Source organism: Kribbella sp. CA-294648, from assembly GCF_050943845.1.
Taxonomy (GTDB): Bacteria; Actinomycetota; Actinomycetes; order Propionibacteriales; family Kribbellaceae; genus Kribbella.
This window is the reverse complement of record NZ_CP191981.1, coordinates 5134013-5156084: the sequence shown is the minus strand read 5'-3', so window position 1 is coordinate 5156084 and position 22072 is coordinate 5134013. Positions and strand designations below refer to the sequence as shown.

At 68.3% G+C, this 22072-nt stretch carries 26 protein-coding genes; 23 read left to right on the top strand and 3 right to left on the bottom strand.

The genetic code is table 11. The features are described from left to right. Positions 1-37 precede the first annotated feature (37 nt). The 18 genes from ACQPYM_RS24460 (at position 38) to ACQPYM_RS24375 (ending at position 12778) form a co-directional block, all read left to right on the top strand. On the top strand, positions 38-1276 hold the full coding sequence (locus ACQPYM_RS24460; RefSeq protein ID WP_433004120.1) for an MFS transporter: 1239 nt from the start codon (positions 38-40) through the stop codon (positions 1274-1276). 146 nt (positions 1277-1422) lie between these two features. Further along, positions 1423-2730, top strand: a complete 1308-nt coding sequence (locus tag ACQPYM_RS24455; protein ID WP_433004117.1) for a diguanylate cyclase — start codon at positions 1423-1425, stop codon at positions 2728-2730. A 111-nt stretch (positions 2731-2841) separates the two neighbouring features. After that, on the top strand, positions 2842-4314 hold the full coding sequence (locus ACQPYM_RS24450) for a protein kinase domain-containing protein (protein WP_433004114.1): 1473 nt from the start codon (positions 2842-2844) through the stop codon (positions 4312-4314). A 281-nt stretch (positions 4315-4595) separates the two neighbouring features. Then, complete coding sequence (locus tag ACQPYM_RS24445) at positions 4596-4823, top strand: hypothetical protein (protein WP_433004111.1); 228 nt, start codon at positions 4596-4598, stop codon at positions 4821-4823. A 90-nt stretch (positions 4824-4913) separates the two neighbouring features. Beyond that, on the top strand, positions 4914-6110 hold the full coding sequence (locus ACQPYM_RS24440; RefSeq protein WP_433004108.1) for a hypothetical protein: 1197 nt from the start codon (positions 4914-4916) through the stop codon (positions 6108-6110). A 5-nt stretch (positions 6111-6115) separates the two neighbouring features. Then, positions 6116-7747: an SRPBCC family protein gene (locus tag ACQPYM_RS24435; RefSeq protein WP_433004105.1), complete on the top strand. Its 1632-nt coding sequence runs from the start codon at positions 6116-6118 to the stop codon at positions 7745-7747. 29 nt (positions 7748-7776) lie between these two features. Further along, positions 7777-8250 carry a gas vesicle protein GvpJ gene (gene gvpJ / locus ACQPYM_RS24430; RefSeq protein WP_433004102.1) on the top strand — a complete coding sequence of 158 codons (474 nt, stop codon included), beginning with the start codon at positions 7777-7779 and terminating at the stop codon, positions 8248-8250. Positions 8251-8252: 2 nt separating this feature from the next. Next, the gene (locus ACQPYM_RS24425; protein WP_433004099.1) at positions 8253-9008 is read left to right on the top strand and encodes a GvpL/GvpF family gas vesicle protein; all 756 of its coding nucleotides are present in this window, start codon (positions 8253-8255) and stop codon (positions 9006-9008) included. A gap of 1 nt (position 9009) precedes the next feature. Next, positions 9010-9258, top strand: a complete 249-nt coding sequence (locus ACQPYM_RS24420; protein WP_433004096.1) for a gas vesicle protein GvpG — start codon at positions 9010-9012, stop codon at positions 9256-9258. 6 nt (positions 9259-9264) lie between these two features. Next, on the top strand, positions 9265-9654 hold the full coding sequence (locus ACQPYM_RS24415; RefSeq protein ID WP_433004093.1) for a gas vesicle protein: 390 nt from the start codon (positions 9265-9267) through the stop codon (positions 9652-9654). A 10-nt stretch (positions 9655-9664) separates the two neighbouring features. After that, on the top strand, positions 9665-9997 hold the full coding sequence (locus ACQPYM_RS24410; RefSeq protein ID WP_433004090.1) for a gas vesicle protein: 333 nt from the start codon (positions 9665-9667) through the stop codon (positions 9995-9997). After that, positions 9990-10757: a GvpL/GvpF family gas vesicle protein gene (locus tag ACQPYM_RS24405; RefSeq protein WP_433004087.1), complete on the top strand. Its 768-nt coding sequence runs from the start codon at positions 9990-9992 to the stop codon at positions 10755-10757. Before ACQPYM_RS24410 ends, ACQPYM_RS24405 begins: the two co-directional genes overlap by 8 nt. Continuing rightward, entirely contained in the window at positions 10754-10948 is a 195-nt protein-coding gene (locus tag ACQPYM_RS24400) for a gas vesicle protein (protein ID WP_433004084.1), read from the top strand. Before ACQPYM_RS24405 ends, ACQPYM_RS24400 begins: the two co-directional genes overlap by 4 nt. Further along, complete coding sequence (locus ACQPYM_RS24395) at positions 10945-11256, top strand: gas vesicle protein K (RefSeq protein WP_433004081.1); 312 nt, start codon at positions 10945-10947, stop codon at positions 11254-11256. Before ACQPYM_RS24400 ends, ACQPYM_RS24395 begins: the two co-directional genes overlap by 4 nt. Before the next feature lie 102 nt (positions 11257-11358). After that, complete coding sequence (locus ACQPYM_RS24390) at positions 11359-11817, top strand: hypothetical protein (protein ID WP_433004078.1); 459 nt, start codon at positions 11359-11361, stop codon at positions 11815-11817. A 14-nt stretch (positions 11818-11831) separates the two neighbouring features. Next, positions 11832-12215, top strand: coding sequence for a phage holin family protein (locus tag ACQPYM_RS24385; protein WP_433004075.1), 384 nt, complete (start codon positions 11832-11834; stop codon positions 12213-12215). Positions 12216-12225: 10 nt separating this feature from the next. Continuing rightward, positions 12226-12525: a hypothetical protein gene (locus ACQPYM_RS24380; RefSeq protein ID WP_433004072.1), complete on the top strand. Its 300-nt coding sequence runs from the start codon at positions 12226-12228 to the stop codon at positions 12523-12525. A 115-nt stretch (positions 12526-12640) separates the two neighbouring features. Continuing rightward, on the top strand, positions 12641-12778 hold the full coding sequence (locus tag ACQPYM_RS24375; protein WP_433004070.1) for a hypothetical protein: 138 nt from the start codon (positions 12641-12643) through the stop codon (positions 12776-12778). Positions 12779-12971: 193 nt separating this feature from the next. On the opposite strand, the gene ligA is transcribed toward ACQPYM_RS24375, so the two are convergent. Beyond that, complete coding sequence (gene ligA / locus ACQPYM_RS24370; protein WP_433004067.1) at positions 12972-14963, bottom strand: NAD-dependent DNA ligase LigA; 1992 nt, start codon at positions 14961-14963, stop codon at positions 12972-12974. A gap of 10 nt (positions 14964-14973) precedes the next feature. Next, positions 14974-17733, bottom strand: a complete 2760-nt coding sequence (locus ACQPYM_RS24365) for an ATP-binding protein (protein WP_433004064.1) — start codon at positions 17731-17733, stop codon at positions 14974-14976. Positions 17734-17935: 202 nt separating this feature from the next. Here ACQPYM_RS24365 and ACQPYM_RS24360 point away from each other — a divergent pair, with 202 nt between their 5' ends. Genes ACQPYM_RS24360 through ACQPYM_RS24350 form a run of 3 tightly spaced genes read left to right on the top strand, consistent with a single transcriptional unit; the run spans position 17936 to position 19469 of the window. Then, positions 17936-18307 (top strand): VOC family protein, encoded by a 372-nt coding sequence (locus ACQPYM_RS24360; RefSeq protein ID WP_433004061.1) that lies wholly within the window; start codon positions 17936-17938, stop codon positions 18305-18307. 47 nt (positions 18308-18354) lie between these two features. Further along, positions 18355-18966, top strand: coding sequence for a glyoxalase (locus ACQPYM_RS24355; RefSeq protein ID WP_433004058.1), 612 nt, complete (start codon positions 18355-18357; stop codon positions 18964-18966). A 50-nt stretch (positions 18967-19016) separates the two neighbouring features. Beyond that, entirely contained in the window at positions 19017-19469 is a 453-nt protein-coding gene (locus tag ACQPYM_RS24350; RefSeq protein ID WP_433004055.1) for an iron chaperone, read from the top strand. A gap of 37 nt (positions 19470-19506) precedes the next feature. Here ACQPYM_RS24350 and ACQPYM_RS24345 read toward each other — a convergent pair whose 3' ends face one another. After that, a complete protein-coding gene (locus ACQPYM_RS24345; protein WP_433004052.1) occupies positions 19507-20205 on the bottom strand; it encodes a hypothetical protein in 699 nt (232 codons plus the stop codon). A 118-nt stretch (positions 20206-20323) separates the two neighbouring features. On the opposite strand from ACQPYM_RS24345, the gene ACQPYM_RS24340 reads away from it, so the two are divergent. Further along, a complete protein-coding gene (locus tag ACQPYM_RS24340) occupies positions 20324-20620 on the top strand; it encodes a glutaredoxin family protein (RefSeq protein WP_433004049.1) in 297 nt (98 codons plus the stop codon). Positions 20621-21459: 839 nt separating this feature from the next. After that, complete coding sequence (locus ACQPYM_RS24335; protein ID WP_433004046.1) at positions 21460-21723, top strand: hypothetical protein; 264 nt, start codon at positions 21460-21462, stop codon at positions 21721-21723. Positions 21724-22072 lie beyond the last annotated feature (349 nt).

Genomic DNA, 22072 nt, shown 5'->3' with positions numbered 1-22072 from the left:
TGGGCGGGCGGGCGGCGTACCTCGGTAGCTTGAGGGGATGGCCCGCCCCGTTGACCCTGCGTCGACCGATCCTGCCGACCGGTCAGCCACGTACGGCGAGGTCTTCGCGGTGCCCGAGTTCCGGTGGCTGTGGTCGGCGCAGCTCACCTCGGTGATCGGCGACCAGCTCGCCAGGGTCGCCCTCGCCGTACTGGTGTTCGATCGCACCGGGTCGGCCGGCCTGGCCGCGCTGACGTATGCCCTGACGTTCCTGCCCGACGTCGTCGGTGGCCCGCTGCTGTCCGGGTTGGCCGACCGCTTCCCGCGGCGGCGGATCATGGTCATCTGCGACATCGGCCGCGCGATCCTGGTCGCGTTGATGGCGATTCCCGGGGCTCCGTTCTGGATCCTGTGCGTCCTGCTCATCGCTGTGCAGCTGCTCGCTTCGCCCTTCCAGGCTGCCCGGGCGGCTCTGCTTCCGGCCATCCTGACCGGCGACAAGTACGTCCTCGCCAGCTCCGTATCGAACATCACCGCACAGGCCGCGCAACTGGCCGGGTTCGTCGCCGGCGGCACTCTGGTGGCGGCCTTCGGCACCGGCAACGCGCTACTGGCCGACGCGGCCACCTTCGCGTTGTCCGCGGTCTTCCTCAAGTACGGCGTACGCGAACGGCCGTTGCCCGAGACTATCGATGCTCGCCCGGGCTGGTGGGACTCGCTGTCAGCGGGCGCCGGGCTGGTCTGGAGCGACCGGCAACTGCGTTACCTGATCGCGCTGGCCTGCGTCGCCGGCTTCTACGTGAGCATCGAGGGACTGGCCGCCCCGTACGCCGCGTCCGTCGGTGGCGGACCGGCCGCGGTGGGGATCCTGCTGGCGGCCAATCCGGCCGGCCAGATGATCGGGATGCTGCTCCTCACCCGGGTCGCGCCGGCCCGGCGGCTCAGGCTGATGGGCCCGCTGGCGATCGGATCGTGCGCGCCGTTGATCGGCTGCGCGCTCCAGCCCGGGCTGTGGGTGACGGTCGCGTTGTGGATGCTGTCGGGACTCTGTGCGTCGTACCAGCTGGCGGCCAGTGCCGCGTTCGTGCTGAGCGTTCCTGACGCGCAGCGCGGTCAAGCGTTCGGCCTGGCCCGCACTGCGCTGATCGTTTCGCAGGGAATCGGGGTGCTGGCCGCCGGGGCGGCGGCGGACCGTTGGTCGCCGGCCCTGGTGGTGTCGGCGGCGGGCATCCTGGGCGTGGTCGTCGCAACAGGGGCGGCCTCCGGGTACGCCGGGGCCACCCGACGACACGCCTGAGCGACTACCAGTCGTTGTTGGCCATGGCAGTGGCCTCCTCTCGCGGATCTTGCGCCCGGACGATCTGAGCGCGGCGAGGCAATGACATTGCGTGAACCCAACGGCTACTCTGTGACAGAGACCGACTGTGAGGCGGGGGTCTTAGCATGAGTATCCGGCATCGGCTGACGCAACGTCGCCTTCGACGGCGTGACGACGCGGCGTGGAGACCGGCCCGGTGGACCTTGTGGACCCTGCCGAAGAGCGTTCTCGGGTATGTCCTGATCGTTGACGTCCTCACCGTGGCAGTGGTCGCGACCACGTTCGACCTGATGGCAGTCGGGTCGGACGACTGGATCAGGCTGCTGGTGCTGGCCGCCGGGTCGGCGATCCACCTCGAGGCCGCCCGCGACATCGAGCGGCTGCGCAAGGTCGGCTCCGACGGCATTCCGTACGTCAATCTCAAGGGGATGTGGACCTTCGCGGCCGTTCTCATCCTGCCGCCACCCCTGGCGGTGCTGCTGATCGTGACCACGTACGTCCACTCGTGGCTCCGGGTACGGCGCGTCCCGCCGTACCGGTCGATCTTCACGGCTTCGACCCTCGTGCTGGCCGGGGCCGCGGGAGTTGTCGTGCTGGCGGCGATCCGGCCGGGTGTCTATCCCGGTTATCCGGCGGGTCCGCTAGGGCTGGTGGCGATCGTCGGGGCCGGCCTCGCGTACTGGTTCGTCAACTACGCCCTCGTCGCGGGCGCGATCGTGCTGTCCAGCCCCGAGTCTCCGGGCCGGAACGCCCTCGGGCGGCTGTCGGACCAGTTGATCGTGGCCGGCTCTCTCGGACTGGGTGTTGCCACCGCGGCTCTGCTGCTCAGTCAGCCGTGGGCGGTCGCGGTGCTGCTGCTGACGATCCTCGGCCTGCATCGGGCCCTCCTGGTCGACCAGTTCCAGACCGAGTCGCGGACCGATCCCAAGACCGGCCTGGTGAACGGCGCGTTCTGGCACGAGATCGCCCGCCGCGAGTTCGCCGCCGCCGAGCGCACCGGCTCACCGCTCGGCGTGCTCTACCTCGATCTCGACCACTTCAAGTCGGTCAACGACACCTACGGCCATCTCGCCGGTGACCAGGCCCTCCAGGCGATCGCCGACGAGTTGCGCCACGAGATCCGCGGCGACGACCTGGTCGGACGGCTCGGCGGGGAGGAGTTCGCGGTTCTGCTGCCGCAGACGTCCGCGGCCGACACCGTGCTGGCCGCCGAACGGATCAGGCGGCGGGTCGCGGCCCTGGCTGTCACCGTCACGACCGCCGACGGTCCGGTGCTGTGCGACACGATCACCTGCTCGATCGGGGTCGCGACCTACCCGGAGTCCGGTTCCACGCTGGACCAGTTGCAGATGTCCGCCGACCTGGCCATGTACAAGGCCAAGGACGCCGGGCGGAACCGGGTGATGACGGCGTCGAGCGACCCGACCCTCTGATCCACGACCTGCGGGTACTGCGGGTTGGTTGGAGCCGGGTCGGTGGGGTACCCATGTCTGGTGCTGGTTGCGAATCGCTACAGGCTGGGTCCGTCCATCGCGCGAGGCGGTATGGGGGAGGTGTTCCGTGCCACCGACGAGCAGTTGGGCCGGGAGGTCGCGGTCAAACTGCTGTTGCCGTCGGCCGACGAGCACGCCAACGAGCGGTTTCACCGGGAAGCGCAGGCCGCCGCGAGGCTGAGCGATCCGCATGTGGTGTCCGTGTACGACTTCGGCCCGCACGGCGACGGCTTCTTCCTGGTGATGGAGCTGGTCGAGGGCGGGACGGTCGCCACGGAGCTCGCGCGGTACGGGGCGTTGCCGAAGGATCGGGCGATCCGCATCGTCGAGCAAGCCGCCGCCGGGCTGGCCGCGGCGCATCGAGAAGACGTCGTCCACCGTGATGTGAAGCCGGGCAATCTGCTGCTGGCGACGGACGGGACGGTCAAGGTCGCGGACTTCGGCATTGCTCATCTGCCGGCGGACGGGGCGAACACGCTGACGGCGACCGGCCAGATCATCGGCAGCGCGCTCTACCTCGCACCTGAACGAGCCAGCGGCGGACCGGCCGGTATGCCCTCGGACGTGTACTCGCTGGGATGTGTGCTGTACCAGTTGGTGACCGGCCAGCCGCCTTTCACGGGGGAGCACCCGGCGGCGATTCTCTACCAGCACGTGGACGCACCCGCGGTCCTTCCGAGTCTCGAGCGACCCGAACTTGCCGGGCCCTTCGAGAGCGTGCTGATGCGGATGCTCGCCAAGGACCCGGCCGACCGGCCGTCCGCCGCCGAGATCGCGGCCGGCTCGCTGCGCGCCGAGTCGCCCGGCGCCGTACCGGTCGTCCCTCCGGGCGTCGCTTCTGCCGTCGGTCCTGCTGGCGGTCGTGCTGGCGCTGCGGCCGGCGCTGCTGCGGTGCCGGTCGGTGGGGAGGACACCAGCGCGCTGGAGCCCGCCGACGCTGCGCCGGTCAGCCGGGCGGAGGCCAGCCGGGCGGAAGCCGACCGCGCACGGAACAAGGCGCTCGCTGCCGGTGTGGTTGCGATGATCGCGACGGCAGCAGCCGTGCTCGCCGTCGTCCTGCTCAACGGCAGGGAGCCAACCCTGCCCCCGACAACCGAAATAGACCCTCCGACAGGCGTCACGTCCAGCCCGCCGAACCGCGGCGCGACGACTTCTGCACCCAGCACCGACCCAACTCAGCCGACTGAGGGTCGGTCTGACCCAACCACCTCGGCTCCACCGTCACAGACCGCCTCATCGCAGCCGACCACGGCGAGCACCTCTCCCAGCCCCAGCTCGCCTAGCGCCACATCTCCCAGCTCTACGCCGACGACACCTTCGAGCCGCCCCACACAAAGCAGCAGTACACCTAGCGGCCCGACGTCGGCACCGTCCTCGACGGCAAGCCCGCCCTCCAGTCCGCCGTCATCCCAGAGCCCTGGACCAACCACCCCGGCAACAGGCACTCCAGCAACCGTTACGCCGTTGACGGGCGGAACGCCGGCAGTCACCGGTTCCCCCGCGACCACCGCGGCTATCGACTAAAGGCCGCGAACAAAGGCCTGCGCCGACGGTTTTTGATGCCTCGGGCAATTGAAATTCAAATGCCGTTGGCAACCGTCAAATGATCGTTTAGTTGAACCGGTGCGTAATGTGTCCGTTCGCTTGCGGAAAGTATGCGGACCGAATAGCCGTTTTGCCCGAGAAGGCCATGGGTACCCGGCTGCATAACGCATTCCGGAACGGGGGAGGGTCGTAGGGAGGTATTCCTCAATGGGAATCGGTGATCGGCGTTTCTGCCCGCCGTGGGGCCTGGGGTGGTGACCATGGCTGACGCAAACAGGCCGCGCGATGCTCGCGAAGTACTGCTCGACGCGTTACTCGACAAGGTGGCCGACGAGCCGTATCCGTCCGCCACGATGCTCGATCAGATCGAAGCGTTGCTGGAACCGGACGAGGTCCAGATCTACGCCCGGCTGCTGGTGAAGAAGATCCGTTCGGACACCTACCCCAGCATCCCGATGATCCGGCGGGTCGCCGCCTTGGTGCAGTGATCCCGGATCACTGCGCACCGTAACTGTTTGTTGCCGAAAGCCACTTGGGGACCGCTCCGAGCTGGCACCACCACTGTGTAGGGAGAGTCCATGAATACCAGCGCCAAGGTGGCGGCTGCCGTCGCGAGCGGGTATCTGCTCGGCCGCACCAAGAAGCTGAGGCTGGCGATCACTGTCGGCGGCCTGCTGGCCGGCAAGCGGATCGCTACTGATCCGCGCGCTATCGCCCAGCAACTCACCACCGTCATCGAGCAGAACCCCGAGCTGTCGAAGCTGTCCGACCAGGTTCGTGGCCGGCTGGTCGCGGCGGGCCGGGAGGCCGCGGTCGCGGCGGCCAGCAACCGCCTCAACCGCGTCAGCGACTCCATCAAGGACCGCACGGACCGGATGCTGTCCTCCGGCTCGGGATCGGACGATTCCGAGGAGTCCGGGGAGTCCGAGGAGCAGGAGGAGCGGGAGGAGCGCCCGCGGCGTCGCAAGCGGCCGCGGCTGAGCAGCGTCGGTGGCCGCAGAAGCCGCGGTGACGACAGCGACGGTAGCGACGACTCAGATGACGGCGACGAGCGGTCCAGCCGTGGCGAGCGGTCCAGCCGTGGATCGTCGGATGACGACGGTGGTAGCGGCGGCGGGTCGCGTGAGCGGTCCGGGCGAGGCTCCCGGCGTACGAGTAGCAGCAGCCGCAGTGGTGGCAACCGCAGCAGCAGCGGCCGTAGTGCCGGCAGTCGGCGTGGCAGCAGCGACAGTAGCGACAGCGGGAGCGGCGGCCGGCGTAGCAGCAGCGGCGGTAGCGACAGCGGGAGTAGCAGCGGTCGTAGTACCGGCGGCCGGCGTAGCAGCAGCGGTGACAGCGACAGCAGCAGTGGTCGTAGCACCGGCGGCCGGCGTAGCAGCAGCGGCAGTAGCGACAGCGGGAGTAGCAGCGGTCGTAGTACCGGCGGCCGGCGTAGCAGCAGCGGCAGTAGCGACAGCGGCGGCTCGGCGACGAAGAAGACGGCGGCGAAGAGGGCGAGCAGCAGCTCGGGTTCCTCCTCGTCCGGCTCGAGTGCGCGCAAGACCACCGCCGCGTCGTCCAGCCCGCGCAAGACGACCGCCAAGAAGACGTCGAGTTCGCCGGCCAAGAAGGCCTCCGCGCCGGCGAAGAAGGCTCCGGCCAAGAAGGCCGCCGCCGCCAAGAAGTCGGCGCCGCCGCGTAAGGCGGCCGCCAAGAAGACCGCCGCGAAGAAGACCACGGCGAAGAAGACCGCGAGCAAGTCGACGAGTGGATCCTCGGCGCGGAAGCGCGGGTGACCGAGATGGCCGAACGATCGCGCACCAAGGACGAACCGCGCACCAAGGACGACGCGCGCAGCAACGACGAATCGCCCGCCGAGGACCAGAACGGTTTCAAGTCGATCCTCGACGAACTCCCGGTCGACCGGCTGAAGAGCGAACTGCAGGGAGCCCTCTCCGCGGCCGCCGAGCGCACGGCCGTGATGGCCGCCGACAAGATCTCCGACCTGACCGACAAGCTGACCGATGTCGCCTCGAACAGCGGTGTCGCGGGCAGTGCGCTGGCCGGCGGAGGCAAGGCCGCGACGAGCGGTGGATCGCCGGTGATGGGCGCGTTGAAGGGTGGGCTGACAGGGGTGAAGGACAAGGTCATGGACGCGATGAGTGGTGATTCCGGCGGCTCCAGCGGCTCCGGGGGCAAGCACCCGACCAAGGCCACCACGATCATCGAGTCGATCGACGTCGGCGTACCGATCGAGGTCGCCTACAACCAGTGGACCCAGTTCCAGGACTTCTCGGGCTTCATGAAGAAGGTCGAGCGGGTCGAGCAGAAGTCGGACGAGAAGCTCGACTTCAAGGCCAAGATCCTGTGGTCGCACCGCAGTTGGGAGGCGACCATCCTCGAGCAGGTGCCGGAGGACAAGATCGTCTGGCGGTCCAAGGGCGAGAAGGGCCATGTCGACGGCAGCGTCACGTTCCACGAACTCGCGCCGAACCTCACCCGCGTGATCGTCGTGCTCGAGTACTACCCGCAGGGCATGTTCGAGCGGGTCGGCAACCTCTGGCGCGCGCAGGGGCGCCGGACCCGGGTCGAGCTGAAGCACTTCCAGCGGCACGTGATGACGCGCGTCATCCTCGACCCGGACAAGGTCGAGGGCTGGCGCGGCGAGATCCACCGCGGCCGGGTGCAGAGCAACGGCCAGGGCGAGGACGTCGAGGGCGACGAGGGCGAGTACGACGACGAGTACGCCGATGAGTACGACGACGAGGACGAGGGCGACGAGGGCGACGAGGACGAAGCCGGCGAGGACGAGGACGGCGAGGGTCAGCCCGAGGACGAGTACGACGACGAGTCGGACGAAGACGAAGACGAGGACGCCGACGAGGACGTCGCTGACGAGGACGACCTCGAGGACGAGTACGACGACGAAGAGCCGGCCGACGAGTACGAGGACGACGAGGAAGACGACGACGTCGCCGACGAGGACGAGGACCTGGCCGACGAGGACGAGGACCTCGCTGACGAGGACGAGGATCTCGCCGACGAGGACGAGGACCTGGCGGACGAGGACGAGGATCTCGCCGATGAGGACGAGGCCGGCGACGACGAGGTCGAGGACGAGTACGACGAGGACGACGAGCTAGCTGAGGACGAGGCCGGCGACGAGGACCTGGCCGACGAGGACGAAGACCTCGCTGACGAGGACGAGGATCTCGCCGATGAGGACGAGGACCTGGCCGATGAGGACGAGGACCTGGCCGGCGAGGACGAAGCCGACGAGGACGAAGACCTGGCCGACGAGGACGAAGCCGACGAGGACGACCTCGAGGACGAGTACGACGACGAAGAGCCGGCCGACGAGTACGAGGACGACTACGAGGACGAAGAGTACGAAGAGGAACCCGACGAGCGGCCTCGGCGCCGAGCCAGCTGAGCCCTCGAGACCGATTGGAAGGTAGACCCATGACCGTCGCCACCACAGGTCAACGCCGCTCCGGTGGCTACCTGGAAAGGCCGGCCCCGAGCAGCCTCGGGGATGTCATCGACAGCATCCTGGACAAGGGCCTCGTGATCGATGCCTACATCCGGGTGTCCCTGGTCGGCATCGAGCTGCTGACCATCGACGCCCGCATCGTGGTGGCGAGCGTAGACACCTATCTGCGCTTCGCCGAGGCCACGAACCGCCTCGACCTGTACGAGAAGGGCGGCAAGGACCTCCCCGAGATGATCGGTGAGCTCTCCGAGAAGGGCGCTTCGGGCAAGTCGAAGGGTTTGCTCTCGGGCGCCAAGGAGGCCCTGCTCGGTCGAGAGGACGAGGACGACAGAGACGGGCGCCGGCGCGACGAGGACGAGGACCAGAACGAGCTCGAGGAAGCCCGTCCGCGCCGGCGGCCGGCGAAGAAGGCCGCGGCTCGTCGCCGGAGGACTGAGGAGTGACGGTGACGACGCCGAGTGACGTCGGCCTGGCGCTGTACCTGTACGGCATCGTCGCCGCGGATTTCGTCGTACCGGCGGATCTCCGCGGCGTCGACGGGCAGCCCGTCGAGCTGGTGCCGTTCGGCGAGGTCGCCGCGGTCACGAGTCCGCTGGACGCCGACCGCGCGCTGGCCGGCCGGGAGGACCTCTTGGCCCACAGCCGTGTCCTCGACACGGTTGCGGCCCAGGGGTCCGTCATCCCGGTCCGGTTCGGCTCGCTGCTGCAGGATCGCGAAGCCGTCGAGGCTGACCTGCTCGAACCGGGTCATGACGACTTCCGGTCGATGCTGGCGGATCTGGCCGGGCATTCGCAGTTCACGGTCAGAGCCCGGTACGACGAGCAGCAGGTGTTGAGCGAGGTCGTGGCCGAGGATCCCGAGATCGCAAGACTCCGGGCTGCGACTCGTGACCAGCCGGAGGAATCGTCGTACGGCGATCGGGTTCGGCTGGGGGAGTTGGTCGCGCGAGCCGTTGAGGCCAAGAGCGCGCAGGACGGCGAGACGCTGCTGGCCGAGCTGGAACAGTACGCGGCGGCGGTCAACGTCCGGGAGAGTGCCGGACTGGATCGCCTGCTCGATGTCGCGTTGCTGATCGAGGACAGCCGGCGTACCGAGTTCGAGGAGGGCGTGGAGGAGATGGCGCGCGCCTACGCCGGCCGGGCGATCCTGAAGCTGGTCGGCCCGACAGCGCCGTACGACTTCGTGTCCGCGGAGGAGTGACATGGGCCTGTTCACCCAACTCCTGACCCTGCCGCTGGCGCCCGTGCGGATGACGGTCGCCGTGGCGGAGCAGATCCGCAAGCAGGCTGAGCGCGAGTACTACGATCCGGCCCGGATCCGCCGGCAACTGGACGAGATCGGGGCACTCAGGGACAGCGGAGAGATCGATCCGCAGGACGCCGACGCGTTGGAGAACGACCTGATCGCACGATTGCTGGTCGCCAACGATCGACCGCAGAGGGAGAGCTGATCGTCAATGCCGACACCCCGGAAGTCCGCCGAGCGGAGCACTCCGGCCAGGCGAAGTCCCGCGAAGAAGACCTCCGCGCGGGCGTCGAGCAACGGGCAGAGCGAGTCCGCCGGTACGCCGCGCAAACGCGCGGCGGCGCCGCGGAAGTCGCTGCGCGCGATCGCGGTCGGCGCCGCCGCCGAACTGGCCGAACTGATCGGTCAGATGCCGGAGGGGATCGTGGGGGTCGAGAAGACCGACGACGGCTGGCAGGTCCAGCTGGAGGTGGTCGAGTCGCGCCGGATCCCGGAGACGACCGACATCCTCGCCATCTACGAGGTCGACGTCGACACCGACGGTTCGGTGACCGGCTACCGGCGACTGCACCGGTATGTCCGGGGCCGGACCGAGGAGTGAGGGACAGGCGATGACAGAACCGACGATCTCGCCGCGCCGGCCCGCGATGGACCGGTACGGCGTCGCTTCGGCGGCTCCACGGCCCGAGGGCCTGGCCGACATTCTCGAGCGGGTGCTCGACAAGGGCATCATCATCGCCGGCGACATCCGGGTGAACCTGCTGGACATCGAGCTGCTGACGGTCAAGATCCGCCTGCTGGTCGTCTCGGTCGACAAGGCGATGGAGATGGGCATCGACTGGTGGACCCGCGATCCGATGCTGTCCGGCGACGCGCAGGAACTGGCTGACGAGAACCGCGAACTCCGGCAGCGGCTGGAGGAGCTGGAGCGCGAGCGTGGCTGAGACCGGAACCTACGTCTACGCGGTCGGGCGCGAGCTGGACGGCGAGGTGCTGTCCGGCCTCGCGGGGGTCGGCGACGCTGCTGTCCGGACGCTGGCGCATCGCGATCTGATGGCGGTGGTCAGCACGGTCGACCTGGCCGAGTTCGGTGAGACCGCGCTCCGCCAGAACCTCGAGGATCTCGGCTGGGTGGAAAGGACGGCCCGCCGGCACGACGAGGTGGTCCGGCGGGCAGCGGCGATCACGACCGCGCTGGCCCCGTTCCGCCTGGTCACCATCTACCGATCGGACGACGCCGCCCGGGACCGGATCGAGGAGCTGTACGACGATCTGTCCGCTGCCCTCGACCGGATCGACGGACGCAGCGAGTGGAGCGTGAAGATCTACGGCCGCGGTCAGGCGATGCCGACTGCACCTGTGATGACAGAAGGTATGGGGACGGGCGTCGCCTACCTCGAACGACGCCGCGCCGAGATCCGCGGAAGGCAAGCAGCGGCTGCCGATCAGCAGGCGCTGGCCGATCAGCTGTTCTGGGATCTGGTGCCGGCTGCCGCCGCGACTCGGCGGCTCGCGCCGCAGGACCAACGGCTCAGTGGCCGGCGTCAGCCAATGGTGCTCAACGCAACCTTCCTGGTGGACGACGAGCGGAGTACCGAGTTCTTCGAGCTGATCGACGCGCTGCGGGCGCGGTACTCGACGTTCGACATCGAGGTGAACGGGCCCTGGCCGCCGTACTCGTTCGCCGTTCTGGACAAGCCGTGACGGCCGGGCCGATCGAGCAGCGGGCAACGATCACCGAGGAACCGTCGCTGGTCGATCTGCTGGACCGGTTGCTGGGCAAGGGAGTGGTGATCACCGGCGACGTGGTCATCTCGCTCGCCGACGTCGAACTGGTGCGGATCCAGTTGTCGGCCGTGATCCAGTCGGTGCGCAAGGAGATGAAACCGCTATGACCGAGCCGGTACTGCCGTTGGCCGAGAAGATCGAGGCGAACGCGGACACGGTGGAACGGGAACTGCTGAAGCTGGTGCTGACGATCGTCGAACTCGTCCGCCAGTTGATGGAGCGGCAGGCGATCCGCCGGATGGACGAAGGCGACCTGCGCCCGCAACAGGTCGAGGAACTCGGGCTCGGGCTGATGCGGCTCGAAGAAGCGATGACCACCCTGCGTGAGCAGTTCGGTCTGCAACCGGAGGATCTGAATATCGATCTCGGCCCGCTCGGCTCCCTCCTGCCCGGTGACGACGTCAGCGGACGGTAATTGCTGCACCGCGGCGGATTGAAATTACCGGTGCAGGGCACTTGGTATTAGAGGGTTATTCCTCACTCAATTCATCCTTGCATTTGGCTGGACGTGGTGAGAATGAAAGTACTTCGCGGGATCGGTGCGGCGCTGGTGTGGCTGCTGGCCACGGTCGTGATGATCGTGGCGGGCGTTCTGTGCATCACGCTGATTCTGCTTCCCCTGGGACTGCCTTTGATGGCTCTCGGGATGCGGTTATACGCGTACGGCGTACAGCTGCTCGTTCCGCGCGCGCCGGAGGTGAAGCGCGGTGTGCGCAAACGCCTCGGCCTGCGGGCGCGCGGCTCGGTCGCCGGTGATGTGAAGCGGGCCGGCAAGCGCGGCAAGAAGTCCGGCCGCAAACTGCGGAAGAACGCCGACAAGGCCGGTAAGAAGGCGGGCGGCGTCGCGGACCACGTGGGCAAGAAAGCCGGCGGAGTGGCCGACAAGGCAGGGAAGAAGGCCGGCGGGGTGGCTGACAAGGCGGGCAAGAAGGCCGGCCGCGGACGGAAGAGGCTGGCCGGCCTCCTCCACAGCTGACTGGAGACAGGTTCATGAAGCTCTTGATGCGACTGGTCGTCAACGCGATCGCAGTCGCCGCTGCCGCCTGGCTGCTGAACGACATCTCCATCACCGGATCGACCACCACCAACAAGGTCATCACGCTGGTCGTCGTGGCCGCGATCTTCGGTCTCGTCAACGCGGTGGTCAAACCACTGGCCACGCTGCTGTCGCTGCCGTTCATCGTGCTGACGCTGGGCCTGCTGATCTTCGTGATCAACGCCCTGATGCTGTTGCTCACCTCGTGGATCAGCGACGGGCTCGACATCCCGTTCGAGGTCGAAGGCTTCGGCACCGCGCTGCTCGGCGCGCTGATCATCACGGTCGTCAGCTGGCTGATGAACGTCCTGCTGCCGGACAAACTCGAAACCGATTGAAGGAACGATCATGCCGGAAGAACGGTTGGGCGAGAAGGTAGGCAACAAGCTCGAGGAAGGCCTCGGGCAGGTGACCGACAACGTCAAGGACCTCGCGGCGAAGGCCGGGGTGGGATCCGGGAGCCACTCGTCGTCGTCCGGCCGCGGGAATGACACACGGACAGTCGGCATGACTGGTGTCCGTGCCCGCTCCCGCGCCGCGACGGACCGGACCAAGGACGAGCTGTACGCCGAAGCGGCCCGCCTCAACATCAAAGGCCGTTCCAAGATGACCAAGGCAGAACTGGAGAAGGCCCTCCGCCGAAGCTGACCACCCGATTGCCGGCTCGCAGCGAAGGGGCCGCTGCGAGCCGGCCGACGTAAGGGCGCGATAACTGCTGGTCTCTGGGCAGCAACGGACACCAGACAAGACCACGGTCGACGTGGTGAAGTTGCCGGGAGCAAATGTCGCCAGACTGACCTTCCAGCCAGGCTGGCGCTGGTACGAGTGCATCCGCCCCGTCGTCGGCGGCGACTCCTGCCAGGTCCGGCACGTGGGTGCGCTGATCTCCGCCAAGCCGTAGCCGCGGAAACCTCCATCACCGCAGGCGAATAGACCTTCCGCACCAACGGAGCACTTTGCGGATAAGGCGCCCACGTGGTCATCGGGCCTCCCGATCTGGACTGAGGAGCGGAGGGAGCGAAGCGACCGCAGCGACGAGGGAAGATCGGGAGTTAAGCCCGATGACCCGCCGAGCCGAAGGCGAGGCCAAAAGCCTAGAGGAGGTCCGCAGTTTGGAGTTGTTGCCAGATTTCGGATTGGTCTACTACGGGGACGCCTTGTTTTTCGGCTTTGGTTAGTTTGCTGGCGCCTACGTCGGCTCCGGTGATCAACAGGTCGGTGCTGGCTGAGACTGAGGAGGCGATGGTGGCGCCTGCCTTCTCGCACAGGCGTTGGAAGGCTGGGCGGGTGACTTTTTCGCCGGAGCGGGGGTCGCTGATCGAGCCGGTGACGACTACCGTCTTGCCGGCTAGTGGGGCGCCGGCGACGACGACTGGTGGGAGGTCTTCTTCGCGGACGTCGAGTGAGACGCCGGCCGCGCGGAGACGCTCGAGCTCGGGCCGCAGCCGGTTGAGGTGCTCGATGAGGGAGGCGGCGACCTTCGGGCCGATGTCCTCGACGGCGACGAGTCCTTCGACACCCGCGTCGGCGACCTCTTCCAGGGATCCGAATCCCGCGCGGCACACCCTCGTCGCGGTGCCCTCGGACGCCATCGGGATCGCGAGGCCGATCAGTGCGCGGCGGAGGCCGACCTGCCGGCTGGCGTCGATCGAGTCGATCATCCGGGCGGCCGAGATCTCACCGATACGGTCGAACTCCAGCAGCTTCTCCTTGGTCAGCCGGTAGAAGTCCGACGGGTGTTCGAGGATGCCCGCCTCGGCGAGCCGCTCGATCCAGACCCCGCCGATCGCGTCGATGTCGGCGGCGGCCCGGGACGCCCAGTGGATCAGGCGCCGGACAGTCTGGGCGGGGCAAGCAACGTTGGTACAGAAGAGTTCGCGGCTGTTGCCCTGCTCGGTCAGCGGCTGCTCACACGACGGGCACACGGTCGGTGGCACGATGTCGCGCTCCGCGCCGGTGCGCTTGGACGCATCCAGGACGCCGGCCACAAAGGGGATCACGTCGCCGGCGCGGCGTACCAGCACGGTGTCGCCGATCTTGATGCCGCGGGCCCGGATCACCTCCTGGTTGGCCAGCGTCGCGCGGGTGACCGTCGTACCGCCGACGAAGACCGGCTCCAGCCAGGCGACCGGCGCGATCTTGCCGGTTTTGCCGACATCCCAGACCACGTCGGCCAGCACAGTCGTCTTCTCCTCGGCCGCGAACTTGAACGCCAGCGCGCCCCGCGGCGAACTCGATCGGGTGCCCGCGGCGGCGAAGGCGTCGCGATCGGCGAGCCGCAGTACGGCGCCGTCCAGGTCGTAGTCGAGGTCGTTGCGTTGCTGCTCGATCGTGGTGATCACCGCCTGCGCGGCGGCCGCGTCGTCGCAGTGCCGCATCTCGGCGACGGTGAACCCGAGCTCCCGCAGCGCCTGCTCGAGATCGGAGTCGGTGTTGTCGGACTCGCTGAGCAGGTCGAAGGCCAGGAACTGCAGTCGCCGCTCGGCCACAGTGGCCGGGTCCTTGGCACGCAGCGTGCCGGCGGCGGCGTTCCGCGGGTTGATCAGCGGCTTATCCGGGTGGGCGGCGTTGTAGGCGGCGAAGGTGGAGCGCAACATGACGGCTTCACCGCGGACCTCGACCCGCCCCGGTACGCCGAGCCGGTCCGGCACCCCGTCGGCGAGGGCCCGCACCAACGGGGTCACGTCGTCGCCGGTCGTCCCGTCGCCGCGGGTGACCGCGCGGGCCAGCCGGCCTTTCTCGTAGACCAGTGCCAGGGACAGGCCGTCCAGCTTCGGCATGACCACCACCGACTGGCCGGGAAAGCGGTTGAAGAACGCCTCGACCTGCTCCGGACGAGTCGCCTTCTCCAGAGACAGCATCGGTCGCGAGTGCCGGATCGGCGCGTGCAGGATCGCGGGCGCGCCCACCTGGTCCAGCGGGTTCGGATCGGGCGCCAGCTCCGGATTGGCCTCGATCAGCGACCGCAGCTCGTCCTCGATCGCGTCGTACTCCGCGTCCGCCACCACCGGTGAGCCCTGGTAGTAGGCGTCGCGCATCACGACGATCTGGTCGGCAAGTTCCTGAATACGCTCCCCAACGTCCACGGCCCAGACCCTACCCGCGCCCACCGACAATCCGGGCGAATTCAGGGCCGCCGGCCAGCAGCGTCGTGCGCGCGGACTGATAGGGACAGCCGGCGGCTTCGAACGCCGCCGCGGTGGCCAGCACCGCCTCCTGATCGCCGTCGAGCAGCGCCGCGGCCCGCTCGACCATCGCACCGGCGACCGGGTTGCCGGCGACGATGCGCTGGGCCTCGGTCACGCGGTCATGCGCAGAAGGGCTCCCGGCCAGTACGGCGGCCTCGGCGCGCAGGGCGACGTACCAGTGGTGCCAGATCCAGGTGACCCATTTCCACACCTGGGCGGGCTCGACCTCCGTCCGCTCCATTGCCTCTGGCAACTGTCCGTGGTGGAGCAGGAGCATCGCGTCGAAGACCGCTCCGTAGCCGTAGGCCCGCTCCGGTGAGTTCCCGAGCTGGTCCAGCACCTCCAGCCATTCGCGCCTGGCTTCCGCGTCGTCGCGGAGACCGTGGACCATCGCCACGGCGGCCACAGCCGGGCCGAGGAACGACCGGGCAGGTTCGCCCGCCCGCCGCCACGCGTCGAGGAAGCGGATGCCGCCGGTGAGCACCTGCTCGGTATTGCCCGCCAACGCGTCGGCGACCAGCAACCAGCTCACCGCGCGATGACCGACCTCGGCCAGCAACGGATGGTCGGCGAGCTGCCCCGCCCATCGCCGAGCGCCCACCAAGTCGCCGGTACCAAGGCTGGCCTCGGCGGCCTCACCAAGCGCCTCGATCAACTCGTGCGTTGCGGCCGGCGTACTTGGAGCAGACGACAACAGCGCGATCCGCCGCTTGGCCGTAGTCGCTGCGCCGAACGTGTCACCGGCCCAGCTGAAAGCACCGGTCAGTACGTCGAGCGCAGCCGATTCGGCCAGCGGATCGCCTGTACTACGGGTCATTTCGACCGCACGTTCCGCCCGCGCAATCGTCTCGGCCACGGACGTGCCGGGCTGCCCCTGGGCGGTAGTAATCGCAACAAAGAGCGCCTGGCCGGCCTCGGCCAGAGCCACATGAGCCTGCGCCACTGGATCATCGCCAGCCAACTCACGAGCCTCGGCGATCAACCCGGCCGACTCCTCCGGTGGCAGCGGCCGCACGAACTTGCTCGAGAACCGGTACGACGTGGTCGCGATCGCCGCCAGGTCGCGGGCGGCGCCAGCAGTCTCCCCAGCGCTGAGGGCTGCTTCGGCCGAAGCGCGGTACAGGCGGTACATGTCGTCCCCGTGCATCCGGCAGCCGGCTACAGCTGCGGCCTGCCGCAGTGCAGAGGCTGCCGCTTCCGGAGCTGGGGCCAGCTGGGCCGCCTGCTCATACCGCTGCTGGGATTCGCCGATCAGGTTGCGAGTGAAGGTCAGTTCGGCCAGGTAGTGGGCCAGCCGGTACGCCCCCTCGCGCTGCTCCGGCTCCTGCGCCGCCCACGCCAGTGCAGCTCGCAGGTCGTCGGCTACTGCGTCAAAGCCGGCCCGCCAGTCCCGGCGTACTGCTGCAAGACTCCCGGCCTTGTCCAGGCACCACTGCAGGTGCAGGGCTCGTACTGCGGCCAGCTCACCAGCCTCGGTCAGCTGCTCGGTCCCGTACTGGCGAATGGTCTCCAGAGCCCGGTACTCCGTTCCGCCTGGCGCCGAGGTGACCACGAGCAGGCTTTGGTCGGCCAGCCGGGACAGCCCGTCGGCGACCAGGTACTCCTCGGACTCGGCGATCTCCGCCGCCGCAGCTGCCGTGAACGGCGCCACGAACACCGACACCCGGCGCAGCAACTCCCGATCGGCTGGCTCCAGCAGTGCATGACTCCAGTCGAGCGCTGCCCGCACCGAGCGGTGGCGCTCATCGGCACGGAAGCCACCGGTGAGCATCCGCAGCGGATGAGACAGAGCTGCTGTGATGCCGTCCAGGCCAAGCGTGTGATACCTGGCGGCGGCCAACTCGATCGCCAGTGCCATGCCGTCCAGCCGTTCACAGATGGCGGCGATCTGGTCGCGCAGTGGCGAATCCAGCGGCCGCCCTACCGCGGCTGCCCGCTCCAGGAACAACGCGACCGCGTCAGACTCACCACCGGCGGGCAGCGACAGCGGCGGCACCGGGTACACCTGCTCGAACGGCACCATCAGTCGCGCTCGACTGGTCGCCAGCACGGCCACCCGGGGGCAGGCGGCCAGCAGCCGCTCAATGAACAGTGCAACCGCGTCCAGCACTTGCTCGCAGTTGTCCAGGACGAGCAGGGCGTGCCGGTCGGCCAGTGCGGCGACCACGGACTCGGTCATGTCGCGACCAGGCTGCTCACCGAGGCCGAGAGTCCCCGCGACGGCGGTCGCGATCATGCCCGGGTCGGTCACCGGTACGAGGTCGACGAACCACACGCCGTCGGAGTACTCACTGACTGCCTCGGCGGCCACTGCCAGCGCGAGCCGAGTCTTGCCCACGCCACCGGGACCGACGGCCGTCACCTCGCGGTGCGACTTGATCAACTCGGTCAGCTCGGACTGCTCGGTCGCCCGGCCGACGAACGAGGTCAGCGGAGCGGGTAGAACTGTGACGGGGTGAGACGGATCGGCTCCGGCCGGTTCCGGTGCGCGCTGGGCCAGCGCCCGCCGATCCGGTACCTCGAGCTTGCGCAGCAGCGAGGAGACGTGGCTCTCCACGGTCCGCACGGAGATGTGCAGCCGGGCCGCGATCTCGGCGTTGCTGAACCGGGCACCGACCAGCTCCAGTACGTCGCGTTCCCGCGGCGAGATCTCGACTGCTGCTATCACCGGACCATCTTCCCTCATGCCTCCGTGCCGGCGCCGCAATCGCCACTGAGCGGCCTCGGTGCCGGGCTCCGTGCCCGCATTCCGTGGAGCGGCTACGTACTGAAGTTCCGTGGTTTGCACGGATGTGTGGGGGACGGCTCCGGCGACAAGCTGTGACTACGCAAACAGCGCAACGCCGAAAGCCAAGACCACAGGAGCGACCGTGACCAGCCCACAGGGAACCACCACCGTCACCGAGGGAATCAAGACCGTCCTGCACCCGGTGTCCGACCTGGCGAAGGCCAAGGCGGTCTACGCGGCCCTGCTCGGTGTCCCGCCACAGACCGATTCGCCGTACTACGTCGGCTTCGAGGCCGAGGGTCAGCACATCGGCCTGGTACCGGACGGAGGCCCGCAGGGCATGACGTCGCCGGTCGCCTACTGGCACGTGCCGGACATCGAGGCCAAGCTCGCCGAGCTGACCGCCGCCGGCGCCACCGTGAAGGAAGCCGCGCACGAAGTCGGCGGCGGCCGCCGGGTGGCCACCGTCATCGATCCCGACGGCAACGTCCTCGGGCTCATCCAGGACCGCTGAAACACCCGCAAGAACCCCACCAGCCACTTCTTTGCAAAGGATCCATCATGACCTCCTTCGAATCCCTCACGCTGGAAGTTTCCGACCTCGAGACCGCCGGCACCTTCTACCAGGCGGTCGGCCTGAGCCCCTACCTGAACCTCCGCGCCACCGACGAGGCGACCACCGGCTTCCGCGGTTTCGCCCTCTCCCTGGTGGTGTCCCAACCGGGCAACGTCGACGCGATCATCGAGGCCGGCCTCGCCGCCGGTGGCACCACCCTGAAGCCGGCCGAGAAGAGCTTCTGGGGCTACGGCGGCATCATCCTCGCCCCGGACGGAACGATCCTCAAGGTCGCGAGCTCGAAGAAGAAGGACACTGACGCCGTTAGCAAGACCATTGACCAGGTCGCGCTCCTGCTGGGTGTCGCGGACGTCAAGGCGAGCAAGCGGTTCTACGTCCAGCAGGGGCTGACCGTGGCGAAGAGCTTCGGTGGCAAGTACGTCGAGTTCGAGACGTCCGCCTCGGCCGTCACGCTGGCGCTCTACCCGCGCCGCGCCCTGGCCAAGGACGTCGCTGTCTCCGACGACGGGACCAGGCCCCGCCGGATCGTGATCGGCAGCGACACCGGTTCGCTGACCGACCCCGACGGGTTCGTCTGGGAGTCCGCGGCCGCCTGACTCCGCAGTACCGACACCCAACCACTGCAGCGTTCGAAGGAGAAACTGACATGAGCACCACGTACGAGGGATTCAGCGCCGAAGAGCGGGCCGCGATGAAGGAGCACGCCCAGGACCAGAAGAAGGCAGCGCGTCGGGCGAGCAAGGCGGACAAGGCCGCCGAGGCGGTGCGGGACGTGATCGCGAAGATCGCCGAGATGAAGGACTCGGACCGGGTGATGGCCGAGCGGGTCCACGCTGTCATCACCGCCGGCGTGCCGGAGCTGGAGCCGAAGCTCTGGTACGGGATGCCCGCCTACTCGCTGAACGGCAAGTTGGTCTGCCACTTCCAGAGCGCGGACAAGTTCAAGTCGCGCTACGCGACGCTCGGTTTCAGTGATGCGGCGGCGCTGGACGACGGCGCGATGTGGCCGGCTGCCTTCGCCCTGACCGAGGTGACGCCCGAGGTCGAAACCCGGATCGCCTCCCTGGTGAAGCAGGCAGTCGGCGCGGACGGCTCCTGAGCGAGTGGCTCGGGGCTGGACTTCAGGACCTACCGGCTCAGCGGATCGCCTGACCGAAATCCTCCAGGACGAAACGGGGGATCAGGTCGGCGATACCGCTGAGGACCGGGAGCGTGGCGAAGGCCTGCCGCAGGGTCCAGGGGGTGGGGGAGTAGGTGACCAGCAGATTGCCGGAGATCCGGAAGCTCAGCTCGTGAGCGAGCAGCCACTCCATCATCCGCGGATGCACCATCGCCGAGCAGAAGCGCTGATCGTCGCAGGCCACGAAGTACTTGTCGTTGAAGGCCGCGCTCTCGGCGTCGAACCGGTACATCGGGTCGAACAGGTCGTCCAGACTGACCACGAGGTCGGGTAGCCGAACGGGTAGCTCGATCGCGATCAGGTGGTTGGTGCTCGTCGAGGGCAGTTTCTCCCTTTTGACGTAGAGGAAGTCAGCCATCCGGATCCGGCGGCCGAGGTGCTCGCTGACCATGATCCGGCGCAGGTCACCGTGATGGCCGAAGCACCGGTACCCGGCGGTCGCGAGCGTCCCGTCGGGGTCAGCACCCGGCAACCAGCCGTGCCGCCCGGCGTCGGCCTGCTCCCGGGCCAGCTGAGCCTTGGCCCGGTCCACCGACGGTCCGCCGACGTGGAGAATGAACCACCCGAGGAGCGCGAAACCACCGAGGAAGATCCCCGCTCCGATCTGCATCCCGACCAGAGCGTCCAGCCAGCGGGGCACCTCGAGACCAATCACCCCCGCAACCTAACGGACCGAACGGCCAACCAGCGGAAGGCGCGAAATCCGCTGCGCAGGACGGTAAAATGTTGTCACGAGTCGTTGACTCGGACGGCTCCTACGGTTGAAGGGGGCGATGGATGTGTCTGGGGTTTCTCCGAACGACCGTCTGGCGATCGTGCCGGTTGTTGTCTACGGCCGGGCAAGGTGTGAGTTGAGCGAGGGCGTACGCCGCTATCTGGAGCGCGCCGAGACGCCGTACCACTGGGTCGACCTGGACTCGAACCCTCAGGACGCGGCCCGGCTCGCGTGGGTTACCGGAGGTCGGGTGCACAGCCCGGTGGTGTCGGTCGGTGGCGAGGTGCTCGTCCAGCCGACCATCGGTGAGCTCGACTGGGCGCTCACCAGAGCACGGAGACCAGTGTCGGCGTGACCGCGACGCCGGGCTCGCGACGCCTGCTCCGCTGCGCGGTGGCGGGCCAGGTGCGTGAGGCCGGCGTGTGGGGTGGGCTCGCGGCGCCTGCTCCGCTGCGCTACGCCAGCTGCATCGCCGGTTAGTGCTGGCGCTGACGCGCATCACCGCGCGGCGGGTGAGGCTAGCGTGAACGGGGTGCCGTCTGGCCGACGGGCGAACCGCTTGGGGCTGAACGGGCCACGGGCGGTGCGGTCTCGGCGGCGGGCTCGCGACGCCCGCTCCGCTGCGCTACGCCGGCTGCGTCGCCGGTAAAAGCTGAAGCCGACATGCACAACCCTGCGATGGCGAACTGGCCCGCGGCTGCGGTGGTTGGACGGCTCGCGACGCCTGCTCCGCTGCGCTGCGCCGGCTGCATCGCTTGTGAGTGCTGGCGCTGACGCGCGGGACCTCGTGGTGGCGGACCAAGTGCGTGAGGCTGCATGAGACCGGCGTGTGGGCGACGCCCGCTCCGCTGCGCTCCGCCGGCTGCATCGCCGGTAAGAGCTGAAGCCGACACGCACAACCCTGCGATGGCGAACTGGCCCGGGGCTGCGTGCCCGACCTTCACCGCGGCGACCGGCATGGTCACCATCCCGGCACATGGACAGCGTCAAGGTTCCCCTCGTGAACTCTTCAGGCGCCGATTCGCGTGATCTGGCGTTGGTGGAGAGGGTGTGACGATGCAAGGTACTGAGCTGGGTCGAGTGGCTGCATTCAAGCAGGGCCTGCCGTGGCGGGTGGTGTTCCCAGACCTCCAGCACGAGGCAGTGTCGGGGTTTCTCGTGAGCTGGTAGCAGTCGGACTGCTCTCCTGCGACGTTGCGCAGCTACGCCTACGACCGGCTGCGGTGGTTCCGGTTCCTGCATAGCCGGTGGACGGCGTGGGAACGAGCTGAGCGTCCCGACGTGCGCGAGTTCATGGAGTTGTTGCGCGAGGCACCGGTCCGTCAGCGGTCGAACCGACGTCCTGATGCTCCGGCGTCGGGTTCGGCGAACCCTGTCACGGGCAAGGCGACGCTCGGTACGACGTACGCCGCGAGGACGATCAACCAACGATTACTCTCCTTCCAGCCGTTCGGTTGAGTCCGGCTCATCGTCGTTGGTCTGGTGCACGAACTCGCCGATCACCATCACGGCGATCCCCGGCAAGAACAGCAAATCTTGGTCCAGCAACGCTCCGGCCACGATGAGAGGGCCCGCTGCAGCGCTGATCCAGGCCAAGTGGCGGTGTTTGCGAACTGACAGCCACGTGGTCGAAGCGCGAGAAGTAGAGCCAGGCCGCAGAGGAAGGCCAGTTCGCCAGTCAAGTGGAGTCTCCAAACTTAGAAGCTAGGCGTGTTGCGTCCTGACAGCGATCGATAGAAGCCATAGCTGGCGAACGGGACGGGCCGGCGATCGGTACGGTCTGCGCTTGGATGCGCGCCTGACGCTG

Bases quoted from the DNA above. Each gene is read 5' to 3' on its own strand.
- ACQPYM_RS24390 (WP_433004078.1), top strand. From the start codon at position 11,359: ATGAAAGTACTTCGCGGGATCGGTGCGGCGCTGGTGTGGCTGCTGGCC.
- ACQPYM_RS24415 (WP_433004093.1), top strand. From the start codon at position 9,265: ATGCCGACACCCCGGAAGTCCGCCGAGCGGAGCACTCCGGCCAGGCGA.
- ACQPYM_RS24340 (WP_433004049.1), top strand. From the start codon at position 20,324: ATGGATGTGTCTGGGGTTTCTCCGAACGACCGTCTGGCGATCGTGCCG.
- ACQPYM_RS24420 (WP_433004096.1), top strand. From the start codon at position 9,010: ATGGGCCTGTTCACCCAACTCCTGACCCTGCCGCTGGCGCCCGTGCGG.
- ACQPYM_RS24445 (WP_433004111.1), top strand. From the start codon at position 4,596: ATGGCTGACGCAAACAGGCCGCGCGATGCTCGCGAAGTACTGCTCGAC.
- ACQPYM_RS24380 (WP_433004072.1), top strand. From the start codon at position 12,226: ATGCCGGAAGAACGGTTGGGCGAGAAGGTAGGCAACAAGCTCGAGGAA.
- ACQPYM_RS24450 (WP_433004114.1), top strand. From the start codon at position 2,842: ATGGGGGAGGTGTTCCGTGCCACCGACGAGCAGTTGGGCCGGGAGGTC.
- ACQPYM_RS24355 (WP_433004058.1), top strand. From the start codon at position 18,355: ATGACCTCCTTCGAATCCCTCACGCTGGAAGTTTCCGACCTCGAGACC.
- ACQPYM_RS24435 (WP_433004105.1), top strand. From the start codon at position 6,116: ATGGCCGAACGATCGCGCACCAAGGACGAACCGCGCACCAAGGACGAC.
- ACQPYM_RS24395 (WP_433004081.1), top strand. From the start codon at position 10,945: ATGACCGAGCCGGTACTGCCGTTGGCCGAGAAGATCGAGGCGAACGCG.
- ACQPYM_RS24440 (WP_433004108.1), top strand. From the start codon at position 4,914: ATGAATACCAGCGCCAAGGTGGCGGCTGCCGTCGCGAGCGGGTATCTG.
- ACQPYM_RS24460 (WP_433004120.1), top strand. From the start codon at position 38: ATGGCCCGCCCCGTTGACCCTGCGTCGACCGATCCTGCCGACCGGTCA.
- gvpJ (WP_433004102.1), top strand. From the start codon at position 7,777: ATGACCGTCGCCACCACAGGTCAACGCCGCTCCGGTGGCTACCTGGAA.
- ACQPYM_RS24455 (WP_433004117.1), top strand. From the start codon at position 1,423: ATGAGTATCCGGCATCGGCTGACGCAACGTCGCCTTCGACGGCGTGAC.
- ACQPYM_RS24350 (WP_433004055.1), top strand. From the start codon at position 19,017: ATGAGCACCACGTACGAGGGATTCAGCGCCGAAGAGCGGGCCGCGATG.
- ACQPYM_RS24385 (WP_433004075.1), top strand. From the start codon at position 11,832: ATGAAGCTCTTGATGCGACTGGTCGTCAACGCGATCGCAGTCGCCGCT.
- ACQPYM_RS24410 (WP_433004090.1), top strand. From the start codon at position 9,665: ATGACAGAACCGACGATCTCGCCGCGCCGGCCCGCGATGGACCGGTAC.